General features: G+C 40.6%; 19 protein-coding genes, 1 riboswitch and 1 other annotated feature. Of the genes, 16 read left to right on the top strand and 3 right to left on the bottom strand.

Annotated elements, in window-relative coordinates; all coding sequences use genetic code 11:
- The first annotated feature begins 82 nt into the window (after window positions 1–82).
- Entirely contained in the window at window positions 83–994 is a 912-nt protein-coding gene (locus tag P4V41_RS06140) for a DUF4349 domain-containing protein (protein WP_328083919.1), read from the top strand.
- A 131-nt stretch (window positions 995–1,125) separates the two neighbouring features.
- On the opposite strand, the gene P4V41_RS06135 is transcribed toward P4V41_RS06140, so the two are convergent.
- Complete coding sequence (locus P4V41_RS06135; protein WP_231618116.1) at window positions 1,126–1,356, bottom strand: IDEAL domain-containing protein; 231 nt, start codon at window positions 1,354–1,356, stop codon at window positions 1,126–1,128.
- A gap of 371 nt (window positions 1,357–1,727) precedes the next feature.
- Window positions 1,728–1,832, top strand: a riboswitch (TPP riboswitch).
- Window positions 1,833–1,925: 93 nt separating this feature from the next.
- Here P4V41_RS06135 and thiD point away from each other — a divergent pair.
- The 7 genes from thiD (at window position 1,926) to P4V41_RS06100 (ending at window position 7,460) form a co-directional block, all read left to right on the top strand.
- Window positions 1,926–2,738: a bifunctional hydroxymethylpyrimidine kinase/phosphomethylpyrimidine kinase gene (thiD, locus tag P4V41_RS06130; RefSeq protein WP_328084039.1), complete on the top strand. Its 813-nt coding sequence runs from the start codon at window positions 1,926–1,928 to the stop codon at window positions 2,736–2,738.
- Window positions 2,725–3,627, top strand: coding sequence for a hydroxyethylthiazole kinase (gene thiM / locus P4V41_RS06125; RefSeq protein WP_328083918.1), 903 nt, complete (start codon window positions 2,725–2,727; stop codon window positions 3,625–3,627). The genes thiD and thiM overlap by 14 nt, the downstream gene beginning before the upstream one ends.
- The gene (thiE, locus tag P4V41_RS06120) at window positions 3,624–4,298 is read left to right on the top strand and encodes a thiamine phosphate synthase (protein ID WP_328083917.1); all 675 of its coding nucleotides are present in this window, start codon (window positions 3,624–3,626) and stop codon (window positions 4,296–4,298) included. Before thiM ends, thiE begins: the two co-directional genes overlap by 4 nt.
- 289 nt (window positions 4,299–4,587) lie before the next feature.
- The gene (locus P4V41_RS06115; RefSeq protein ID WP_328083916.1) at window positions 4,588–5,172 is read left to right on the top strand and encodes a helix-turn-helix domain-containing protein; all 585 of its coding nucleotides are present in this window, start codon (window positions 4,588–4,590) and stop codon (window positions 5,170–5,172) included.
- Window positions 5,169–5,378 (top strand): hypothetical protein, encoded by a 210-nt coding sequence (locus P4V41_RS06110; RefSeq protein ID WP_328083915.1) that lies wholly within the window; start codon window positions 5,169–5,171, stop codon window positions 5,376–5,378. Before P4V41_RS06115 ends, P4V41_RS06110 begins: the two co-directional genes overlap by 4 nt.
- 15 nt (window positions 5,379–5,393) lie before the next feature.
- On the top strand, window positions 5,394–5,975 hold the full coding sequence (gene clpP, locus P4V41_RS06105) for an ATP-dependent Clp endopeptidase proteolytic subunit ClpP (RefSeq protein WP_066236931.1): 582 nt from the start codon (window positions 5,394–5,396) through the stop codon (window positions 5,973–5,975).
- Window positions 5,976–6,221: 246 nt separating this feature from the next.
- Window positions 6,222–7,460 (top strand): MFS transporter, encoded by a 1,239-nt coding sequence (locus P4V41_RS06100; protein WP_419181286.1) that lies wholly within the window; start codon window positions 6,222–6,224, stop codon window positions 7,458–7,460.
- A gap of 93 nt (window positions 7,461–7,553) precedes the next feature.
- Here the strand turns inward: P4V41_RS06100 and P4V41_RS06095 are convergent, their stop codons facing one another.
- On the bottom strand, window positions 7,554–8,405 hold the full coding sequence (locus P4V41_RS06095) for a DUF1206 domain-containing protein (protein WP_328083914.1): 852 nt from the start codon (window positions 8,403–8,405) through the stop codon (window positions 7,554–7,556).
- A 19-nt stretch (window positions 8,406–8,424) separates the two neighbouring features.
- Window positions 8,425–9,513 (bottom strand): AI-2E family transporter, encoded by a 1,089-nt coding sequence (locus tag P4V41_RS06090; RefSeq protein ID WP_328083913.1) that lies wholly within the window; start codon window positions 9,511–9,513, stop codon window positions 8,425–8,427.
- Window positions 9,514–9,667: 154 nt separating this feature from the next.
- Between P4V41_RS06090 and P4V41_RS06085 the strand changes: the two genes are divergently transcribed.
- The 8 genes from P4V41_RS06085 (at window position 9,668) to P4V41_RS06050 (ending at window position 17,990) form a co-directional block, all read left to right on the top strand.
- Window positions 9,668–10,684, top strand: coding sequence for a LacI family DNA-binding transcriptional regulator (locus tag P4V41_RS06085; protein ID WP_328083912.1), 1,017 nt, complete (start codon window positions 9,668–9,670; stop codon window positions 10,682–10,684).
- 90 nt (window positions 10,685–10,774) lie between these two features.
- Window positions 10,775–11,497: a ThuA domain-containing protein gene (locus tag P4V41_RS06080; RefSeq protein ID WP_328083911.1), complete on the top strand. Its 723-nt coding sequence runs from the start codon at window positions 10,775–10,777 to the stop codon at window positions 11,495–11,497.
- A 40-nt stretch (window positions 11,498–11,537) separates the two neighbouring features.
- A complete protein-coding gene (locus tag P4V41_RS06075; RefSeq protein WP_328083910.1) occupies window positions 11,538–12,572 on the top strand; it encodes a Gfo/Idh/MocA family oxidoreductase in 1,035 nt (344 codons plus the stop codon).
- Complete coding sequence (locus P4V41_RS06070) at window positions 12,569–13,624, top strand: Gfo/Idh/MocA family oxidoreductase (protein ID WP_328083909.1); 1,056 nt, start codon at window positions 12,569–12,571, stop codon at window positions 13,622–13,624. Before P4V41_RS06075 ends, P4V41_RS06070 begins: the two co-directional genes overlap by 4 nt.
- 1 nt (window position 13,625) lies before the next feature.
- Window positions 13,626–14,594: a sugar phosphate isomerase/epimerase gene (locus P4V41_RS06065; protein ID WP_328083908.1), complete on the top strand. Its 969-nt coding sequence runs from the start codon at window positions 13,626–13,628 to the stop codon at window positions 14,592–14,594.
- Window positions 14,595–14,811: 217 nt separating this feature from the next.
- Window positions 14,812–15,023, top strand: a binding site (T-box leader).
- A gap of 46 nt (window positions 15,024–15,069) precedes the next feature.
- Window positions 15,070–16,500, top strand: coding sequence for a proline--tRNA ligase (proS, locus tag P4V41_RS06060; RefSeq protein ID WP_328083906.1), 1,431 nt, complete (start codon window positions 15,070–15,072; stop codon window positions 16,498–16,500).
- A 121-nt stretch (window positions 16,501–16,621) separates the two neighbouring features.
- Window positions 16,622–16,942 carry a PadR family transcriptional regulator gene (locus tag P4V41_RS06055; RefSeq protein WP_191752745.1) on the top strand — a complete coding sequence of 107 codons (321 nt, stop codon included), beginning with the start codon at window positions 16,622–16,624 and terminating at the stop codon, window positions 16,940–16,942.
- A gap of 13 nt (window positions 16,943–16,955) precedes the next feature.
- A complete protein-coding gene (locus P4V41_RS06050; protein WP_328083904.1) occupies window positions 16,956–17,990 on the top strand; it encodes an HAAS signaling domain-containing protein in 1,035 nt (344 codons plus the stop codon).
- Window positions 17,991–18,019 lie beyond the last annotated feature (29 nt).

Genomic DNA, 18,019 nt, shown 5'->3' with positions numbered 1-18,019 from the left:
ATCATTCAATAGGTTGGTTTTTTTGGCAAGTGAAACCTTTTTCTTGTACAAAGCGTCTAAGCGAAAAAGGGGGAATAACGTTATGTGGAAGAGATGGAAAATGTGGGTATTCATTGCTTTGCTTTTGTTAAGTGCATGCAGCAGTGAGAGCAGTTCAAAAAGTGATAAAGCTGTAGATCAAGATAGTGGTGGCAAACAGACAGAAGCTAAGGTAGAGAGTTCTTCAGAAGAAGGAAGTATGAATGGTGAATCAGAAAAGGATAATGTAGAACATCAACTAAAGAACCAAAGGAAAGTCATATACAACGCTGATATCATGATCACAGTGGATAAATTGCAAAGCTCGATGGAGACCGTTCGAGAAACCCTAGAGGAGTCAGGCGGATATATCGTTGAGTCTAATACTAGTACAGGTGAAAAGAATGATGAATCTGGCGTGATGGTTGTTCGTGTGCCGTTAAATAGTTTTCGCCCGTTTTTAGACGATGTTCGAAGTTTAAGTAAAGGAACACCACATGAAAATGTTCGTGGAGAAGATGTTACTGAAGAATATGTTGATCTGACTTCACGCTTAAAAGCAAAGCAACAAGTTAGAGAACGTCTTGAGGCATTTATGAAGGACGCACAGAAAACAGAAGACTTATTGAAGATATCTGCTGACCTTGCTGCTGTACAAGAAGAGATAGAGCAAGTAGAAGGGCGTTTAAACTTTTTAAAAAATCAAAGTGATTATTCGACAGTTACAATACAATTTGAAGTGAAAAATTTAAAAGCGGAAGAACTTCAAACAGAAGGGTTAAATACGTGGGCAAAAACGAAGGTTCTCTTTATGGATACGGTAAACTTTTTAATGTCTGCTATCTCGTTTATTGTTGTGAGTATTTTTGGATTAGCGCCGATATGGCTGATTGTAATAATTGTCCTTTATGTATGGTGGTGGAGAAGGAAAGCAGGTCAAAAGAAAAAGCCGGAATCACCGACAACTTTGACGTAAGAGATATGAACTTAAACTTTTAGTAACTGGGACGTCAGAAACACCCTCTGCAGCACGGATAATGAATCCGTTTGCTGAAAGGGTGTTTTGGCTTTTACGGCACCTTTTTAGGGGGGTGCCGCCTAAAAGCACTAACTGAGAAACGCTTTGTACTCTGCGCTTAATTTCATAAAACGTTCTTTATCTTTTGTATCCAAGGCAATGTCAATTTCTCTCTCATAATACGCTTTGTAATAATTGTGAAGGGCCTCATCTAATACCATTTGGGCAATAAGGCTGAAGGCAAATGGGTCTCTTTTTTGTTGTTTGTACTGCACCATCTCATTTTGGTTCTTGTTAAAAGAAGTGTTTTTGTCTTTCATCCTGTTTCCCTCCTTAAAATTATCTCCCTATCCAATTAACCTTTTATGTTTCTAGGTTTCTACTAGTATACTGAGCAAGATGCCTAATGACAACCATTTTATTTGAAAATTCTGAAAAAATTTTTACATTGTATCTAAAGTGCTATTTTTTCACCACCTTTTGGGAAAAATGTTAATCGTGTTACATTTTTATTTCTGTTCACATTTCTTTTGTTACAAATGTTTTGATTCTATGTTTTTTATGTTGTAATAGTGTGTTAGTTATTATTTCCCCGTAATTAAAGGTGGTTAAACTTTTTGAAACACGCAACCTGAAAAAATATTGACATTGTTGTTTATGTATAAGTAGGATTGTGTTAACTCAATATTGTCATTCTCGCTAGGGGTGCTTATTTTAAGCTGAGAGAAGGTTGTACCTTCGACCCTTTGAACCTGATCCAGTTCATACTGGCGGAGGGAAGCGGTGTGGATAAATACAGTTTCTCTCATGAAATTTAAAGCCACCCGCTAATCAGCGGGTGGCTTTTTTTGCATAAGCAATTAGGAGGTAGATGAATTTGGGACAATTGATAAAGGTGAGTAAAGCTCTTACGATCGCAGGATCAGATAGTGGCGGTGGTGCAGGCATTCAGGCTGATCTAAAGACGTTTCAGGAATTTGGCGTGTACGGTATGTCAGTCCTTACTGCAGTTACTGCACAGAATACGACGGGAGTCCAAGGGGTATTTCCAGTTTCAGTAGAGGGCTTAGAGGCTCAGTTAGAGTCAATAGGTACTGACTTGACTCCTGATGCGATAAAGACTGGAATGCTGTTTTCAGGTGAGTATATTGAGCGAACGGCATATATAATAAATAAATTTGCATGGAAAAACGTAGTGGTCGATCCTGTTATGATCGCAAAAGGTGGGGCGACGTTGCTAGGAGAAGAAGCACTCTATGCTATGAAAACATGTATGCTGCCGCTTGCGAAAATCGTCACGCCAAACATTCCTGAAGCAGAAGCACTAACAGGTATAACAATAAACTGTGCTGAGGCTAGAGAAGAAGCGGCAAGAATTTTGTTTGATTTAGGTGCTGATCATGTTGTAGTAAAAGGCGGACACTTTGGCAACGGTGAACTTGTATCTGATCTTGTCTTTAACGGCATCGAGATGTTTGAACTTGTAGAGAAGCGGATTCAAACGAAAAATACACACGGAACAGGCTGTACGTTTTCAGCAGCAGTGGCAGCAGAGCTTGCATACGGGAAAAAAGCAGAGAGTGCGATAGTGAATGCAAAAAAATATATACAGACCGCTATTGAACATGGAATTGATGTTGGTTCAGGTCATGGACCGGTCAATCATTTTGCTTATAGGAGGATTGCACATGAACAATACTAGAATACAAGAATGGAAAAAATTCGTTTCACAGATTAAAGAAGAAAAGCCCCTCATTCATCATATAACGAATAACGTTACCATGAACTTTCTTGCCAATGGGATACTCTCTGCAGGTGGAAGTCCAATGATGGTGCATGACGCAAATGAAGTGGAAGAAGCTGTAGGTGCAGCGGATGCTTTAGTATTAAACATCGGAACAATAGATGAAGCGTCAGCTAAATCTATGATACTGGCACTTCGTAAAGCAATGCTTGCTGAGGTACCTGTTGTACTCGATCCAGTAGGAGTAGGACTATCATCATTCAGGCAGAAGCTCGTAAAGGATCTTTTGTTTGAATATTCAGAATTAAAAGGGGTCAGACCCCGAACAATTCTGACAATTTGCGGGAACGCAGCTGAAATGCAGTTTCTGGCTGAAGGGGCATGGGAAGGAAAAGGTGTGGATGGTGATTTGACGACTTCTGAAGATGATTTAATCAAGCTTGCAGCGGCTGCAGCCAAGCAAACTGGCTGTCTTATCGCCATGACGGGTAGAAAGGATGTTATATCCGACGGAGAAAAAGCTATCGTGCTTTCTCATGGAGATTCGATGCTTTCCTATGTCACAGGAACAGGATGCTTTGCTACCTCAATGGTAGCTCTTTATCAAGCGAATCAGAAACAAGAAGTCACAAAGGAAACAGTAACCCCCCCGATCTTAGAAAGAACAGCATTAGCTGTATTAATGCTGACTAAAGCGGCTGAAGAAGCTGTTAAAACTGCTCTAGGACCAGGAAGCTTTCAACAAAATCTTCTTGACAGGCTTTATTGTCTAGAAACTACTCATGAAATATTTCATGGATCTATCCACTGGCAAGATCACGAGTTGAAGAAAGGAGCGAATCGATGAGAGCACAAGTGAAAACACGATTACAACAAGACCTTTCACTTTATTTTGTAGCTGGAACGATGAACTGCAGTTCACCAGAAGATTTTTATCGTATACTTTTGCAAGCCATCGAAGGCGGAATTACTGCCTTTCAGTTTCGGGAAAAAGGAATTAACTGTTTAACAGGTCAGAAGCAGCTAGAAATGGCAAAACGCATAAAGAAAGTATGCCAAGAACATAATGTCCTTTTTATCGTGAATGACGATCTAGAGTTGATGAAAGCGGTTGATGCAGATGGTCTTCATGTTGGCCAAACAGACGGAAAGCTAGATATTATACGACGTGAGACAGAGGGAAAACTTCTAGGTGTTTCAGCTCATACTCTTGCTGAGGCTGAGGACGCCATCGTACATGGGGCAGATTATATTGGTGCGGGACCGATCTATCAAACGAGTACAAAATCTGATGCGAAGATCCCTGTAGGAGTTGAATTAGTTACAGAACTTCGTAGCAATCATATAAACGTCCCACTTGTTGGGATCGGCGGGATCACACATGAAAACGCGGATAAGGTCATTGAAGCAGGTGCTGACGGCGTTGCTGTTATCTCTGCAATCAGTGGTGCAAGTAATCCTAAATCAGCTTCTATTAATCTCTTTCATACCATTCAAAATCAAAAAGAGAAGCGCTAGTGAAGGGGATTTGTCCAAAAACCTACTGTCATGGTTAATCGCAGGTATGGTCACGGTCTTTCATTCTTGAAATAGGCACGTTTATAAAAGGAGTTATCCCAAGAAACAGGCTGAAGGGGAAGAGAAGTCAGTCTGTTTTTTTGTCTCTTCCTTTAGGCTGACGCGTATATTTTTTCAAATCTTTGACAAAATGATGAGTAACGTAATAAAATAATTTTACGTAAAGTTATATTTTTACGTTAGAACATATAATAAAAGTGAGGTGATGAGAGTGAAGAGGAATCAAAGCATGCCAGAGACGTTTATTGTCACAGAACCAGAGCAAGCAGCTGCGCTTTTGCATCCTGTAAGGTCTGAGCTCATAAGTTTGTTAAAAGAGCCGCGTTCTGCGACAGAGCTATCAAAGAGAATGAACGATTCCGCTCAAAGAATTAATTATCATCTTAAAGCATTGGAAAAAGTTGGCCTTGTGGTACGTGCAGGCACAAGGAATGTAAGAAACCTTGTAGAAGTTCTATACGTAAGTGCCGGCCGTTCTTTTTTATTGTCAGATTCGCTAGGTCTCTCTTCTGACACGATTAAGAAACTCCAAGATCAAACCGCTCTTGCACATGTGTTATCACTCACTGAGAAGATCAAACGAGATGCTATTTCCTTAATGGAGCAGTCGGAGGATGAAGAGATACCAAGTGCAGTGATGGAAATGGAACTAGCACTTTCCGACATTGAACACCGCAATGCGTTTTTGCAGGAATATGCTGATATGCTCACCACTCTCATCCAAAAACACCACAGACCGAACGAAGAGAATGCGGAAATGTATCACGTTTCAATGGCGATGTATCCAAAACCTGAAGGAGGCGGCACAACGTGAATAAGGAGAATAAAAGTACGGTTATCCCAATCAATCGCGAAGCAGCAAGTGATGATGCAAACATCATTCCTATGAAAACAGAAGTACAGGTTACAGAAGCAGAAACGGTACAGGAACCCGCTAAAATTATTTTTATTACATCTGGATTTGGAAAAATACATGTTTCACCAAAAACGAATACAAACCCGATGGCAATCGCAGCCTAACTAGGAGGAAAACAGATGAATTTAATTCCAATGGTAGTAGAATCTACAAATCGTGGAGAGCGGTCTTACGATATTTACTCACGGTTGTTAAAAGATCGAATCATTATGTTAGGGAGTGCGATCGATGATAACGTGGCAAACTCCATCGTTGCTCAATTGCTCTTTCTAGCAGCTGAAGATCCTGAGAAAGATATCTCCATCTACATCAACTCACCAGGGGGTTCTGTTACAGCGGGCCTAGCGATCTATGACACGATGCAATTCATTAAACCTGATGTTTCAACAATCTGTATCGGCATGGCGGCGTCAATGGGAGCTGTTCTGATGGTAGCAGGAGCAAAAGGCAAACGTTATGCGCTTCCGAACGCGGAAGTGATGATCCACCAGCCCTTAGGTGGCACACAAGGGCAGGCTTCAGATATGGCGATTCACGCGAAACGCATCTTACAAACTCGCGAGCTGTTGAATAAGATTATCTCTGATCGATCTGGTCAACCGATTGAGAAAGTGGAAAAAGACACAGACCGTGATTATTTCATGTCTGCAGAAGAAGCATTAAAATACGGGATCATTGATAAAGTGATCGAGAAGATCTAACAAAATAAACGCTAGAAAAGATAAAAAAAGAAGCCAGCCGTGAACGGCTGGCTTTCTTATGGGGTCAGTCCCCAAACAATTTATTTCCCATGTTATTTTAAGGTTTTCTACATGGGTGTTTGCTTCATTTTGAACTTCAAATGAATACCATTTCGTTTTGAATAAGCTGAATATGGTAATCTAATGTAAGTTACATAATGTAAAAGAGTATGAGTATTAAAAGATATATGAAAGAAGGAATGAAGCATGTCATCTCCAACAGGCAAGTCGATGGATTCAAATTCTACACAGCATAAAACGATCTATTCCATTCTTTTTGCCATAAGTTTTGTACATTTATTAAACGATTCCATGCAGGCTGTTATACCAGCCATCTTTCCGATCTTAGAGGAATCAATGCATCTTTCTTTTACTCAGCTTGGATGGATTGCTTTTACTTTAAACATCACATCTTCCATCATGCAGCCAGCGATCGGATGGTATACGGATAGAACGACCTCACCTTATATTCTGCCAGTTGGAATGATGGCAAGTTTAATAGGTATGTTAGGAATAGCATTTGCGGATTCCTTTTATACGATTATCATCTCAGTTATTGGTATTGGGTTAGGTTCTGCTGTCTTTCATCCTGAAGGGTCTAGAGTTGCTTATATGGCAGCCGGGAATCGTCGAGGGCTAGCACAATCCATCTATCAAGTTGGAGGGAATACAGGGAGCTCACTCGCCCCTGTTATGACGGCGCTCGTCTTCGTGCCGCTTGGACAGTTCGGAGCTGTATGGTTTACTTCGCTCGCAGCTATCGCAATCTTCGTATTGTTTTATGTTTCAGGCTGGTATGCCAAACAGCTTGTTCATTTTCCACGTGTTCAAAAGCAAACCGGTGAGAAAAAGAAGATCGATAAGAAACGAAAAAAACAGGTTATTGGAGCGATGGCACTGCTCGTCTTTTTAGTATTTGCACGTTCTTGGTACTTCTCTGGAATCGGAAACTATTATCAATTTTATTTGATCGATGATTATGGTCTTACTATTAGACAAGCACAGATCTATTTATTTGTTTTTATGATTTCAGGCGTACTTGGAACTTTTTTTGGAGGGCCGATCGCAGACCGATTAGGAAAACGAAACATGATCTTTTGGTCGATGGTCGGAACAGCACCGCTCGCGTTACTTCTTCCTCACGTAGGGTTATGGGCGGTTATTCCTTTGTTCTTCTTTATCGGTTTCATCTTGAACACGAGTTTTTCGGTGACTGTCGTTTATGCACAAGAACTAGTACCAGGCAGAATCGGTATGGTATCAGGTTTGATCGTTGGTCTAGCGTTTGGGATGGGAGCACTTGGATCAGTAGTGCTTGGTAAGATCGCTGACGTTACCAGCATCTCAAACACGATGTTTTTGATCAGCTTCTTACCGTTAGTAGGCTTGCTAACCGTCATGCTTCCTACAGATAAGACTCTTGAGAAATGGTCTAATGGGGTCTGACCCGGGTCAGACCCCTAACAAAGACATTTAACTTAATTTTGTCTTCTCCAGAAGAACAAAGCCCCCTGTCTCTACAGAGACAGGGGGCTTTGTTCAGTTGTTTAATCGTCTATATCGAGCACTTGCGAACATGAAAATTCCATAGGCCATAAAGCCTAACGATACGATGGCGAGAAGAATAGGACCAAATGGCTGTGATGCAAGCTCTAAGAGAGCACCATCTAATCCGCGTGTCTCTTTTGGATCAGCAAGTATCGCCGTCCGAACTAAAAAGAAAGCAATAATCATAAAGACAATTCCGCGTGCAGCCATTCCGAACGTTCCAATATATCCGCTCCAACGCCACTCTTTTTTGTTCATTTCATTTTTCTTTAAATCGCGCTTAAAGCGGTGTGTGAACGCTCGGAACATGAAGACGATGCCTGTAATCGCAAAAATAATACCGCCGATTGCGACCAATAGCTGACCGAAGGGCTGTGAGAGTATCTGTGCGGAAAGAGTTTGATAGGTCTCATCAGAAGACTTTGCACGTGCACGAAATAGAATGCGTAAAGAGCTTATACACATTGCAATGTAGATTCCTGCAATAAATAAATAACCTAATCTATTAAACCATCTTTTCCAATCGTGATTGACACATTCAGGGTCGAATAGGGCTTTAACGATTTGCCAAAAAGCAAACGCACTCAAGCCTATAGAAAGGATGATTAAAAGTGCAGGACCAAAAGGCTGTTGGGCGATTGTAAAGAGTGCGCCGTTTGAACTCGCTTCATTCGGGTGTTTGCCTATTGACATGATTAGCGCCAGGATGCCGATGATAATGTACACGATTCCTTTTGAAAGATAACCGATACGCGCAGTACGGTGGACCCAAGGGCGATACGATTCAAAATACGTTTTCATTTTATCTTTAAATGTTAGTTCTTTTACAAAAGGCTGTTTCACGATGTGCACGTTTCTCCTTTCAGAGTAGATTACTTCTTGACTCTGGTGGGTTATAGAGCAAGTAGATACGATATACGTTGCTAATGATCGTCTTTAAGACGGCATAAGTAGGGATGGCTAAAAGTAGACCGATAAAACCAAAAGCTGCACCAGCCATGAGTACGACTAGAATGATGGTGAGCGGATGGATACGAAGCTGTTTACCCATAATTTGAGGTGACAAGATATTACCTTCTACTTGTTGCACAACGAGCGTTACGATTGCCACTTTTACCGCCATAAACGGGTCTTGAATCAAACCTACTAAAAGAGCAGGAAACACCCCGATAAACGGTCCTAAAAAAGGAATCACATTTGTTAGAACAGCAAAAAGAGCAAGTACTAAAGCGAATTTTAATCCGATCAATAGATAACCCGCGAACATAAAAATACCTACAAACCAAGCCACAAGAATTTGGCCTTTAATATATGAAGACAAGGTAGAATCAATATCTCGTAAAATCGAAGCAACTTCATGCTCCATATGATGAGGAGTAAATCTTAAAAAGTAGTTAAAAAATTTCTTATCGTCAAGCAACAAATAAAAAAGGATAAAAGGGACCACTAACAAAACTAAAGCGATGTTCGTTAACGTGGCTAAAAGTGCAATAACATCTTTTGAGACCGTACTTGTAAACTTTTCAAGCCGTTGTGTGGCTAGTTTTGCTATGTGAGTGCTATCGACAAATGATTTTTTGCTTCCCGTGATCATTGAACCTGTTTTTTCAGTTGCTTCACCAATCTTTTTTGGGAAATCGTCGGTGATAGTTGAAAGCTGATCTGCTACAACGGGGATGGCTAGCGTGGCAATTCCAGAAACAGCTACAATCAATCCGAGCATCACGACCATAATTGCTACAAACTTAGGCACTTTTTTCTCCATTAAAAAACGTATGACAGGTCTGAGCAAATAATAAAGCAACCCAGCGATAAACAAAGGAAAGAAAACGCTAGATATTACGAGATAGAGGAAGTCGAGCAGATAATCAATTTTCCCTAGAAAATACAGAATCATTAATAGTAAAACTGAGCCTGCGGCGTATTTGAAGAAAGAGTGCTGATACCACATTAAATCTGACCTCCATTTCATATTAGTAGTCTTTTCCCTTTTTATTGATTCGTAATCTTTTTTTGATAATAAAATAATTGACATTTTCTAAGCCCGCTGATAGATTGTAAGTGTAAATGTAAACGTTTACGTAACAAGAAAGCAGGGAGATGTTTTGAATCCGACAATAAAAGATGTGGCCAAACATGCAAACGTTTCAATTGCTACAGTATCTCGGATTGTAAACGGGTTGCCGGGTTATTCGGAGGAAACAAAGAAAAAAGTGCAGCAATCTATCGAAGCACTCGGTTATCAGCCTAACGCGATCGCACGCGGACTCATCAACAAGCGGACGCAGACGATCGGGGTCCTTTTTCCGGATGTTTCCGGAATGCTTTCATCAGAAGTGTTAGAAGGTGTAGAGAATGCGGCTCACGACGGAGGATTCAGTGTAATCGTCTGCAACACGACTTCGAGTGGGAAGAGAACCGTGAAGTACTTGAGGCTTCTGCAGGAAAAACGAGTTGATGGCATCATCTTTGCTTCTGAAGATGTAAAGGAAGAATACTACAACATCTTTCAAGAGATGAAGGTACCAGTTGTTCTTGTATCTACCGCGTCATCCAAATACGATCTGCCATTTGTTCGAGTTAATGATTTTGATGGAGCATTTCAAGCGACTGAGTATTTAATCCGAAAAGGGCATAAAAAGATAGGTATGATTGGTGGCAGCGAAGCAGATCCAATTGCGGGAGTACCAAGGATGCAAGGATTTCAAAAAGCTCTAGAAAGTAATGGTCTTATGTTTACTAAGAAAAATATTACAAAAAACGAAGGTTATCGTTTTCAAAACGGAAAAGAATCATTGCCACTTCTGCTAAAAGAGCTTCCTGAGATGACTGCACTATTCGCAGCAAGTGATGAGATGGCCATCGGAGCAATGTCTGCTGCGCATCAGTTGGGTATAAGGGTGCCAGAAGAACTATCAATTATCGGGTATGATAATCTGAAGATTGCTGAGATGTGTTACCCTCCATTAACGACCGTTTCTCAGCCGTTAAAAGACATGGGACAGACCTCATGCGAAATTCTAGTGAGTTTGATTAAAGGTGAACAACAAGAAGCGATAAGCCGTTATATGCCTTTTTCGATCGTAGAAAGGCAATCAGTCAGTAATTTACATGACAAATAAAAAACGGATTAAACGAAAGCTTCATTTTTATTTAAGAAATACGTAAACGTTTACGTAAAACGCTTACGCATATATAGGAGGAAGTTATTAATGATTAAAGTAACAGTTTGGAATGAAAACCGCCATGAGCAGAAAAATCCTGTTGTCAAAGAAATTTATCCTAAAGGAATTCATGGTGCTATTCAAGAATTTCTTGAAAAAGCAGGACATGATGTGAACACTGCTACACTTGATGAAGCTCAGCATGGCTTAACAGAAGAAGTTTTAAATAACACCGATGTGTTAGTTTGGTGGGGGCACTTAGCTCATGATGAAGTAGAAGATGAGATCGTTAATAAAGTCTATCAACGCGTCCTTGATGGAATGGGTCTACTCGTTCTTCACTCAGGTCATTTCTCCAAAATATTTAAAAAACTGATGGGAACATCTTGTGACCTTAAGTGGCGCGAAGCTGATGAGAAAGAACGCATCTGGATCGTTAATCCGAGTCACCCGGTAGCAAACGGTCTTGGTGAATTCATCGAGCTTGAAAAAGAAGAGATGTATGGAGAGCATTTTGATATTCCTGCTCCAGATGATCTTGTTTTTGTTAGCTGGTTTGAAGGAGGCGAAGTGTTCCGATCAGGAGCTGCTTACAATCGTGGAAAAGGAAAAGTGTTCTATTTCCGTCCGGGACACGAAACGTATCCAACGTATTATAACGAAGATGTGCAAAAAGTGATCACGAATGCAATATCATTCTTAGCTCCCACAGGCAGTGAAGCTCCAAAGTACGGAAATGCTAAACCGCTTGAAGAGATCGGAGCAAAATAAAAAGTAATATAAAACACCCACTTATAAGGAGGAAATTTCTATGACAATTAAAGTTGGAATTATCGGTTGCGGTAGTATCGCACAACATCGCCATCTGCCAGAATATGCGGCGAATGGGGACGTAGAGATCGTTGCAGTTTGTGACATTGTAAAAGAACGTGCTGAATCCACGCAAGCGGTTTATGGAGGTAAGGTCTTTACTGATTATAATGAACTTCTTGCTCTTGAAGAAGTTGAGGCAGTGAGTGTGTGCACACCTAACTTTCTTCATGCACCCATCTCTATTGCAGCACTTCATGCAGGAAAGCATGTGTTATGTGAAAAACCGATGGCTACTTCACTTCAAGAAGCAGAGGAAATGATCTCAGCAGCAGAAAAGAGCGGAAAGACATTAATGATCGGCCATAATCAGCGCTTTGTTCCAGCTCACCAAAAAGCGCGTGAGCTAATCGCTTCTGGAGAGATTGGGAAAATTTATAGCTTCCGAACAGCATTTGGACACCCAGGACCTGAAGGCTGGAGTGTAGATGGTGCGAATAGCTGGTTCTTTAAAAAGGATGAAGCGTTTATCGGCGCTATGGGTGACCTTGGTGTGCATAAAACAGACTTGATCCGATACATTCTAGGAGAAGAAATAGCTGAAGTGGGTGCTTTTGTTGAGACGAGCGCAAAAGAGTTTGCATCAGTTGATGATACAGCTGTTTGTGTGTTGAAAACAGAGAGCGGGATCATCGGAACATTGGCGGCTAGCTGGTCTTACACAGCAAAAGAAGATAACTCTACTATCATTTATGGTGAGAAAGGTATCCTTCGATTAGAAGATGATCCGAAATATTCTTTAGTCGCGCAATATACGAATGGAAATGTTGTACGCTATGAGATGGGTGCGATCCAAACGAATGATAATCAGTCTAACTCACACGTGGTAGATCACTTTATCGATGCGATTGAAGGAGGTCAAGCTCCACTAATCACAGGTGAAGAAGGAAAACGCTCATTAGCAGTTATTTTAGCGGCGTTAGAATCAAACGAGAAGAAAACGATTGAAAAAGTTAAAACAGGAGTTCACGCATGAAACTAAGAGTTGGAATTATCGGGGCAGGCGGTATCGCACAAGGCCGTCATATCCCCGCTTTTCAAAGTTTAGGTGAAAAAGCAGAAGTTACTGCGATTAGTGATGTAAACGTGGATATTGCGAAAAATGTTGCAGAAAAATTTCACGTACCGAACTATTTTACGAGTTATGTTGAGATGTGGCCGCATGTAGATGCTGTTGTGATCTGTACGCCTAACAAGTTTCATAGAGAGATCACAGTTGCAGCACTAGATGCTGGAAAACATGTTCTATGTGAGAAACCAATGGCGATGACCGTTGAAGAATGTGTTGATATGGTTGAAGCAGAGAAGCGATCTGGAAAAGTATTATCTATCGCTTATCACTATCGATACATGAAAGAGTCTCAAGCTGCAAAACGAATTATGGAATCAGGTGAAGTTGGTAATCCTCTTGTGGTTCGTGTACAAGCGCTTAGAAGAAGAAAAGTTCCAGGTTGGGGCGTTTTTACAAATAAAGAACTTCAAGGTGGCGGCAGTTTGATCGATTATGGCTGTCATCTGCTAGATCTGACACTTTGGCTTCTAGATAACCCGGTTGTGAGTGAAGTATCTGGTCAAACGTATAACACCGTCAGCCGTGAAGCTGAACAAGTAAACCAATGGGGTTCGTTTGATGCAGAAACATTTGAAGTTGACGACCACGTAACGGCATATATTCGTCTTGCAAATGGGGGAACAATCCTGTTCGAAACATCCTGGGCGGCAAATATTCCAGACGATGCAGAACTGCTTCGAATTTCTGGTGACAAAGGCGGACTAGATGTATTTCCTTTTGCGGTGAACAAAGCAGTAAACGGTATGATGACGACAACAAAAGCAGATTGGATTCTAGGAGAAGACGATCCTGGCCTTCCTCAAGCTGAAAACTTTGTGGACAGCTGTTTAGGAAAAGCAGAACCTCTTGTAAGAGCTGAGGAAGCCATGAACACTTCACGAGTGATCGAAGCGATCTATGCCAGCAGTCTCATGGGAAAAGGCATTCAACTAGGAATTGAAAAAGGAGTGAAATAGCATGAAATTAGGTGTCTTTACGGTTTTGTTTTCACAAAAATCATTTACAGACATGCTTGACTATGTGAAAGAAGCAGGCGTTCAAGCGGTAGAGATTGGAACGGGTAACTATCCAGGAAACGCTCACTGTCCGCTTGATGAATTACTTCAGAGTGAAGAGAAGCGTTCGCAATATCTTCATGAAGTAGAGAAACGCGGTTTGACGATTTCAGCGTTCAGTTGTCATGGTAATCCGTTATCACCAGACGAGGTCTTTGCAAAAGAATCACATGATACTTTTGTAAAAACAGTTGAGCTTGCTGAATTGATGAATGTACCGGTTGTAAACTGTTTCTCAGGTGTTCCAGGTGATTCTGAGAGTGCGAAATATCCGAACTGGCCGGTTTCACCTTGGCCGAACGAATACAGCGATGTGTTGAAATGGCAATGGGAAGAGAAATTGATTCCATATTGGCGCACGTGGGGACAATTTGCAAAAGAGCATGGAGTGAAGATTGGTTTAGAACTTCACGGTGGTTTCCTAGTGCATACTCCATATACATTGCTTAAGCTTCGTGAAGAAACATGTGACGCAATCGGTGCGAACCTTGATCCATCCCATCTTTGGTGGCAAGGCATCGATCCTGTGGCAGCAATCAAGATCCTTGGAAAAGCTGGAGCTATCCACCACTTCCATGCAAAAGACACATATTTAGATCAAGATAACATTAACATGTACGGTTTAACGGATATGCAGCCATACGGAGCAGTTCAAAACCGAGCGTGGAGCTTCCGTTCAGTAGGCTGCGGACACTCTGTTCAAGATTGGTCCGATATGATGAGTGCACTTCGTACGTATGGTTATGACTATGTAGTAAGCATCGAGCATGAAGATCCGATCATGTCGATCGATGAAGGGTTCAACCGTGCGGTGAAGAACCTGCAGTCGATCCTTATCGCAGAGCAGCCAGCCGAGATGTGGTGGGTCTAGGGGTCTGACCCCCGACAAATACAAATTCACTAAATTTGTATTTGTTGGGTGGACACTCCTTAGCATTACATTCTAGTCTCATAGTATTGAGAAAACCTATATCCCTTTTTAAGGGATACAGGTTTTCTGTTTATTAGGTTAACCTATTAAACCATATCAATAAAAAAGATTTGACAGTTCATCCCAATATCACATATAATTTCAAAAACATATGAAGTAGAAAACGAAGAAGAGGATTAGTAAATCGATTCTGTCTTTCTAGAGAGGAAGCTGTTTGGCTGCAAAGCTTCTACTGACATACGATTGAACCTGCCTCTGAGTTCTGTATCTTATTCCATAAGATATTCAGCGGTTAAATACCGTTATCATGAAAGAGTGTAAAGCTATGCTTTGAATTAGGGTGGTACCGCCAAGGAATTGGTCCCTAATGAGAAGTGTGGCTTTTTTTATTTTCTAATCGTGAGGAGTGCAACCAATGACAAAGGAATTTGTAAAAAATGTAACGAGTATGCAAGACGATTTTGCACAATGGTATACAGACGTTGTTACAAAAGCAGAACTTATCGATTATTCAAGTGTTCGAGGATCCATGATTCTACGGCCATACGGCTATGCAATATGGGAGAACATTCAAAAGGAACTTGATAAACAAATTAAAGCTACAGGGCATGAAAATGTATATATGCCACTTTTTATTCCAGAAAGTCTGCTTCAAAAAGAGAAAGACCATATTGAAGGATTTGCACCTGAAGTTGCATGGGTAACACATGGTGGAGAAGAAAAGCTGACAGAACGACTTTGTGTTCGCCCTACATCTGAAGTTCTTTTTGCCGAGCATTTTAAAAACATCATTCATTCGCATCGCGATCTTCCTAAGCTATATAACCAGTGGTCGAACGTTGTGAGATGGGAAAAGACTACTAGACCTTTTCTTCGTACTCTTGAGTTCCTCTGGCAGGAAGGACATACGTGCCATGAAACAGATGAAGACGCTCATGAGGAAACGGTTCGTATGCTTAACGTGTACGCTGATCTCTGTGAAGAATATCTTGCAATACCGGTCGTTAAGGGTAAGAAAACGGAATTAGAAAAATTTGCTGGTGCAAAATATACCTATACGATTGAGAGTCTTATGCATGACGGGAAAGCGTTGCAGTCTGGGACTTCTCATCATTTAGGAGATGGATTCGCCAAAGCTTTCGGTATCGAGTTCACGAACAGAGAAGGGAAACTACAGACTGTTCAGCAGACATCATGGGGTTTTACGACTCGTATTATTGGTGCGATGATCATGGTTCATGGCGATGACCGTGGGCTGGTCGTCCCTCCAAAGATAGCGCCAACTCAACTTATGATCGTTCCGATTGCTCAACACAAAGAAGGTGTTCTCGATTTTGCATATGATTTAAAAGAAAAGCTATCACGCACTATTCGTACAAGAATTGATGCTAGTGATAAAAAGCCAGGGTGGAAATTTAATGAGTATGAGATGAAGGGAGTTCCTCTTCGTCTTGAGGTTGGGCCACGAGATATCGAACAGGGGCAAGTAATATTAGTTCGTCGTGATACAGGGGAAAAAGAAACAGTTTCACTAAAAGATTTAGATATACACATCCAAAGTACACTAAGTGATATTCAAAATAACTTGTTTCTAAAGGCAAAGGCTCATCGAGAACATCAAACAACGACAGTCACTACATTTGATGCATTCAAAAATGAACTAACTGAAAAAGGCGGATTTATTAAAGCGATGTGGTGTGGGGATGAGGCTTGTGAGAATTTCATTAAAGATGAAACAGGTGCCACATCAAGGTGTATACCATTTGAGCAAGAAAAGCTCTCAGAAAAGTGCGTTTGCTGTGACCAAGAAGCCAAACACCTCGTCTACTGGGCAAAAGCTTATTAAAAGAAAGGGGTCAGACCCGGGGTCTGACCCCTTTCCTTTATTTAAAATATAACAAATATAACTATATTACGAACTTTACATTACTGTACGACATACACTATAATATAATCGAGGTGATTGCATGAGCGAATTAATTTTCTCTCTAAAGACAGAACTGCGAAGAGGAACGTTAACTTTAGCAGTCTTAAGCCAGCTCCAAACCCCGCAATATGGGTATTCACTCGCGCAGCGGTTAGAAGAGAACAACGTATCTATTGATCAAAGCACCTTGTATCCGTTACTGCGAAGGCTCGAAAAGCAAGAACTGCTTACGAGTGAATGGGATACAACAGAGAATCGACCACGGAAATATTATCTTCTGAGCGAGTTTGGTCAAGAAGTGTTCAGACAACTGAAAGAAGAATGGCAAAAAACGTCCATGCAATTAAATTCGATGTTATAAGGAGGAATTCCAAATGAATTTGATTGAAACGTATATCAGTGAAGTGACACAAAGACTTCCCGAAAAAATAAGGGATGACATCGCGTTGGAGTTAAGGTCTACCATTGAAGATATGCTTCCAAATCATCATACAGACAACGATGTTGAAAAGGTTCTAATGAAGCTTGGAGATCCAGTTAAACTCGCAAGCGAATACAATAATAAGCCGCGTTATCTAATAGGTCCTTTGTTTTATGAAAGTTATATTAATGTATTAATCGTAGCAGCTATTATTTCTGTGGTAATCAGCAGTCTTACGCTTTTTGTAAACGGCATGATCACGTTTGAGGGTGATAAGTCTCTTTTTACTTTAATGGCTTTTATCGGTCAACTGTGTTTGAAGATGCTTTTAACTAGTTTGAATGTTTTGTTCCAAGTTTTTTTCTGGGTGACGATTGTCTTTATTGTCATAGAACGAGCAGGAATTTCAAATGGCGATTTATATAATAAAAAGAAGGCTTGGTCTCCGTCAGATTTGTATCAACTTAAAAAAGTAGTGAAGAAAAGACAAATACCTAAAGCGGAAGTTTTCTTTAGTTTGTTTTGGACAGTATTATGGGCAACGCTATTATTTAACGCTTCAGAAATGTTCGGCTGGTATGAACAAACTGGAAAAGGATTAGAAGGACTTAAGCTCAAAGCACCACTATTTAATGATGATGTCTTGTTCTCGTATGCTCCTTTTATCGTCCTGCTTATTCTCATTGAGGTAGGTATGGCGTTTTATAAATTCTTTATTGGAAGATGGACAAATCTTCTAGCTTCATTAAATTTAATCTATCATTTCTTTTCGGTAGGGTTACTTTGTTTTATGCTAACTGATAAAACCCTTTACAATGTGGCTTTTACAGATAAATTTAATAATACAGTTCCCAATGTTCCTACATTTTGGTTGGTATCAACAATAGCAACAGTGGTGGCGGTTTTTTCCATCATTGATATTATTTCGGGTTTCATCAAAGCAAATAAATCCAACACTGCAATCGATCAATGGATCAAAAATGGATGAGGAAAAGGCTTCTATAAAGAAGTCTTTTT

The organism is Fictibacillus nanhaiensis (assembly GCF_036213205.1).
Classification (GTDB): domain Bacteria; phylum Bacillota; class Bacilli; order Bacillales; family Fictibacillaceae; genus Fictibacillus; species Fictibacillus nanhaiensis_E.
This window is presented reverse-complemented; position numbering and strand designations above follow the sequence as displayed.

Bases quoted from the DNA above. Each gene is read 5' to 3' on its own strand.
- P4V41_RS06115 (WP_328083916.1), top strand. From the start codon at position 4,588: ATGCCAGAGACGTTTATTGTCACAGAACCAGAGCAAGCAGCTGCGCTT.
- proS (WP_328083906.1), top strand. From the start codon at position 15,070: ATGACAAAGGAATTTGTAAAAAATGTAACGAGTATGCAAGACGATTTT.
- thiE (WP_328083917.1), top strand. From the start codon at position 3,624: ATGAGAGCACAAGTGAAAACACGATTACAACAAGACCTTTCACTTTAT.
- P4V41_RS06135 (WP_231618116.1), bottom strand. From the start codon at position 1,356: ATGAAAGACAAAAACACTTCTTTTAACAAGAACCAAAATGAGATGGTG.
- P4V41_RS06075 (WP_328083910.1), top strand. From the start codon at position 11,538: ATGACAATTAAAGTTGGAATTATCGGTTGCGGTAGTATCGCACAACAT.
- P4V41_RS06065 (WP_328083908.1), top strand. From the start codon at position 13,626: ATGAAATTAGGTGTCTTTACGGTTTTGTTTTCACAAAAATCATTTACA.
- P4V41_RS06055 (WP_191752745.1), top strand. From the start codon at position 16,622: ATGAGCGAATTAATTTTCTCTCTAAAGACAGAACTGCGAAGAGGAACG.
- P4V41_RS06100 (WP_419181286.1), top strand. From the start codon at position 6,222: ATGTCATCTCCAACAGGCAAGTCGATGGATTCAAATTCTACACAGCAT.
- P4V41_RS06080 (WP_328083911.1), top strand. From the start codon at position 10,775: ATGATTAAAGTAACAGTTTGGAATGAAAACCGCCATGAGCAGAAAAAT.
- P4V41_RS06140 (WP_328083919.1), top strand. From the start codon at position 83: ATGTGGAAGAGATGGAAAATGTGGGTATTCATTGCTTTGCTTTTGTTA.
- thiM (WP_328083918.1), top strand. From the start codon at position 2,725: ATGAACAATACTAGAATACAAGAATGGAAAAAATTCGTTTCACAGATT.
- P4V41_RS06050 (WP_328083904.1), top strand. From the start codon at position 16,956: ATGAATTTGATTGAAACGTATATCAGTGAAGTGACACAAAGACTTCCC.
- P4V41_RS06070 (WP_328083909.1), top strand. From the start codon at position 12,569: ATGAAACTAAGAGTTGGAATTATCGGGGCAGGCGGTATCGCACAAGGC.
- clpP (WP_066236931.1), top strand. From the start codon at position 5,394: ATGAATTTAATTCCAATGGTAGTAGAATCTACAAATCGTGGAGAGCGG.
- P4V41_RS06090 (WP_328083913.1), bottom strand. From the start codon at position 9,513: ATGTGGTATCAGCACTCTTTCTTCAAATACGCCGCAGGCTCAGTTTTA.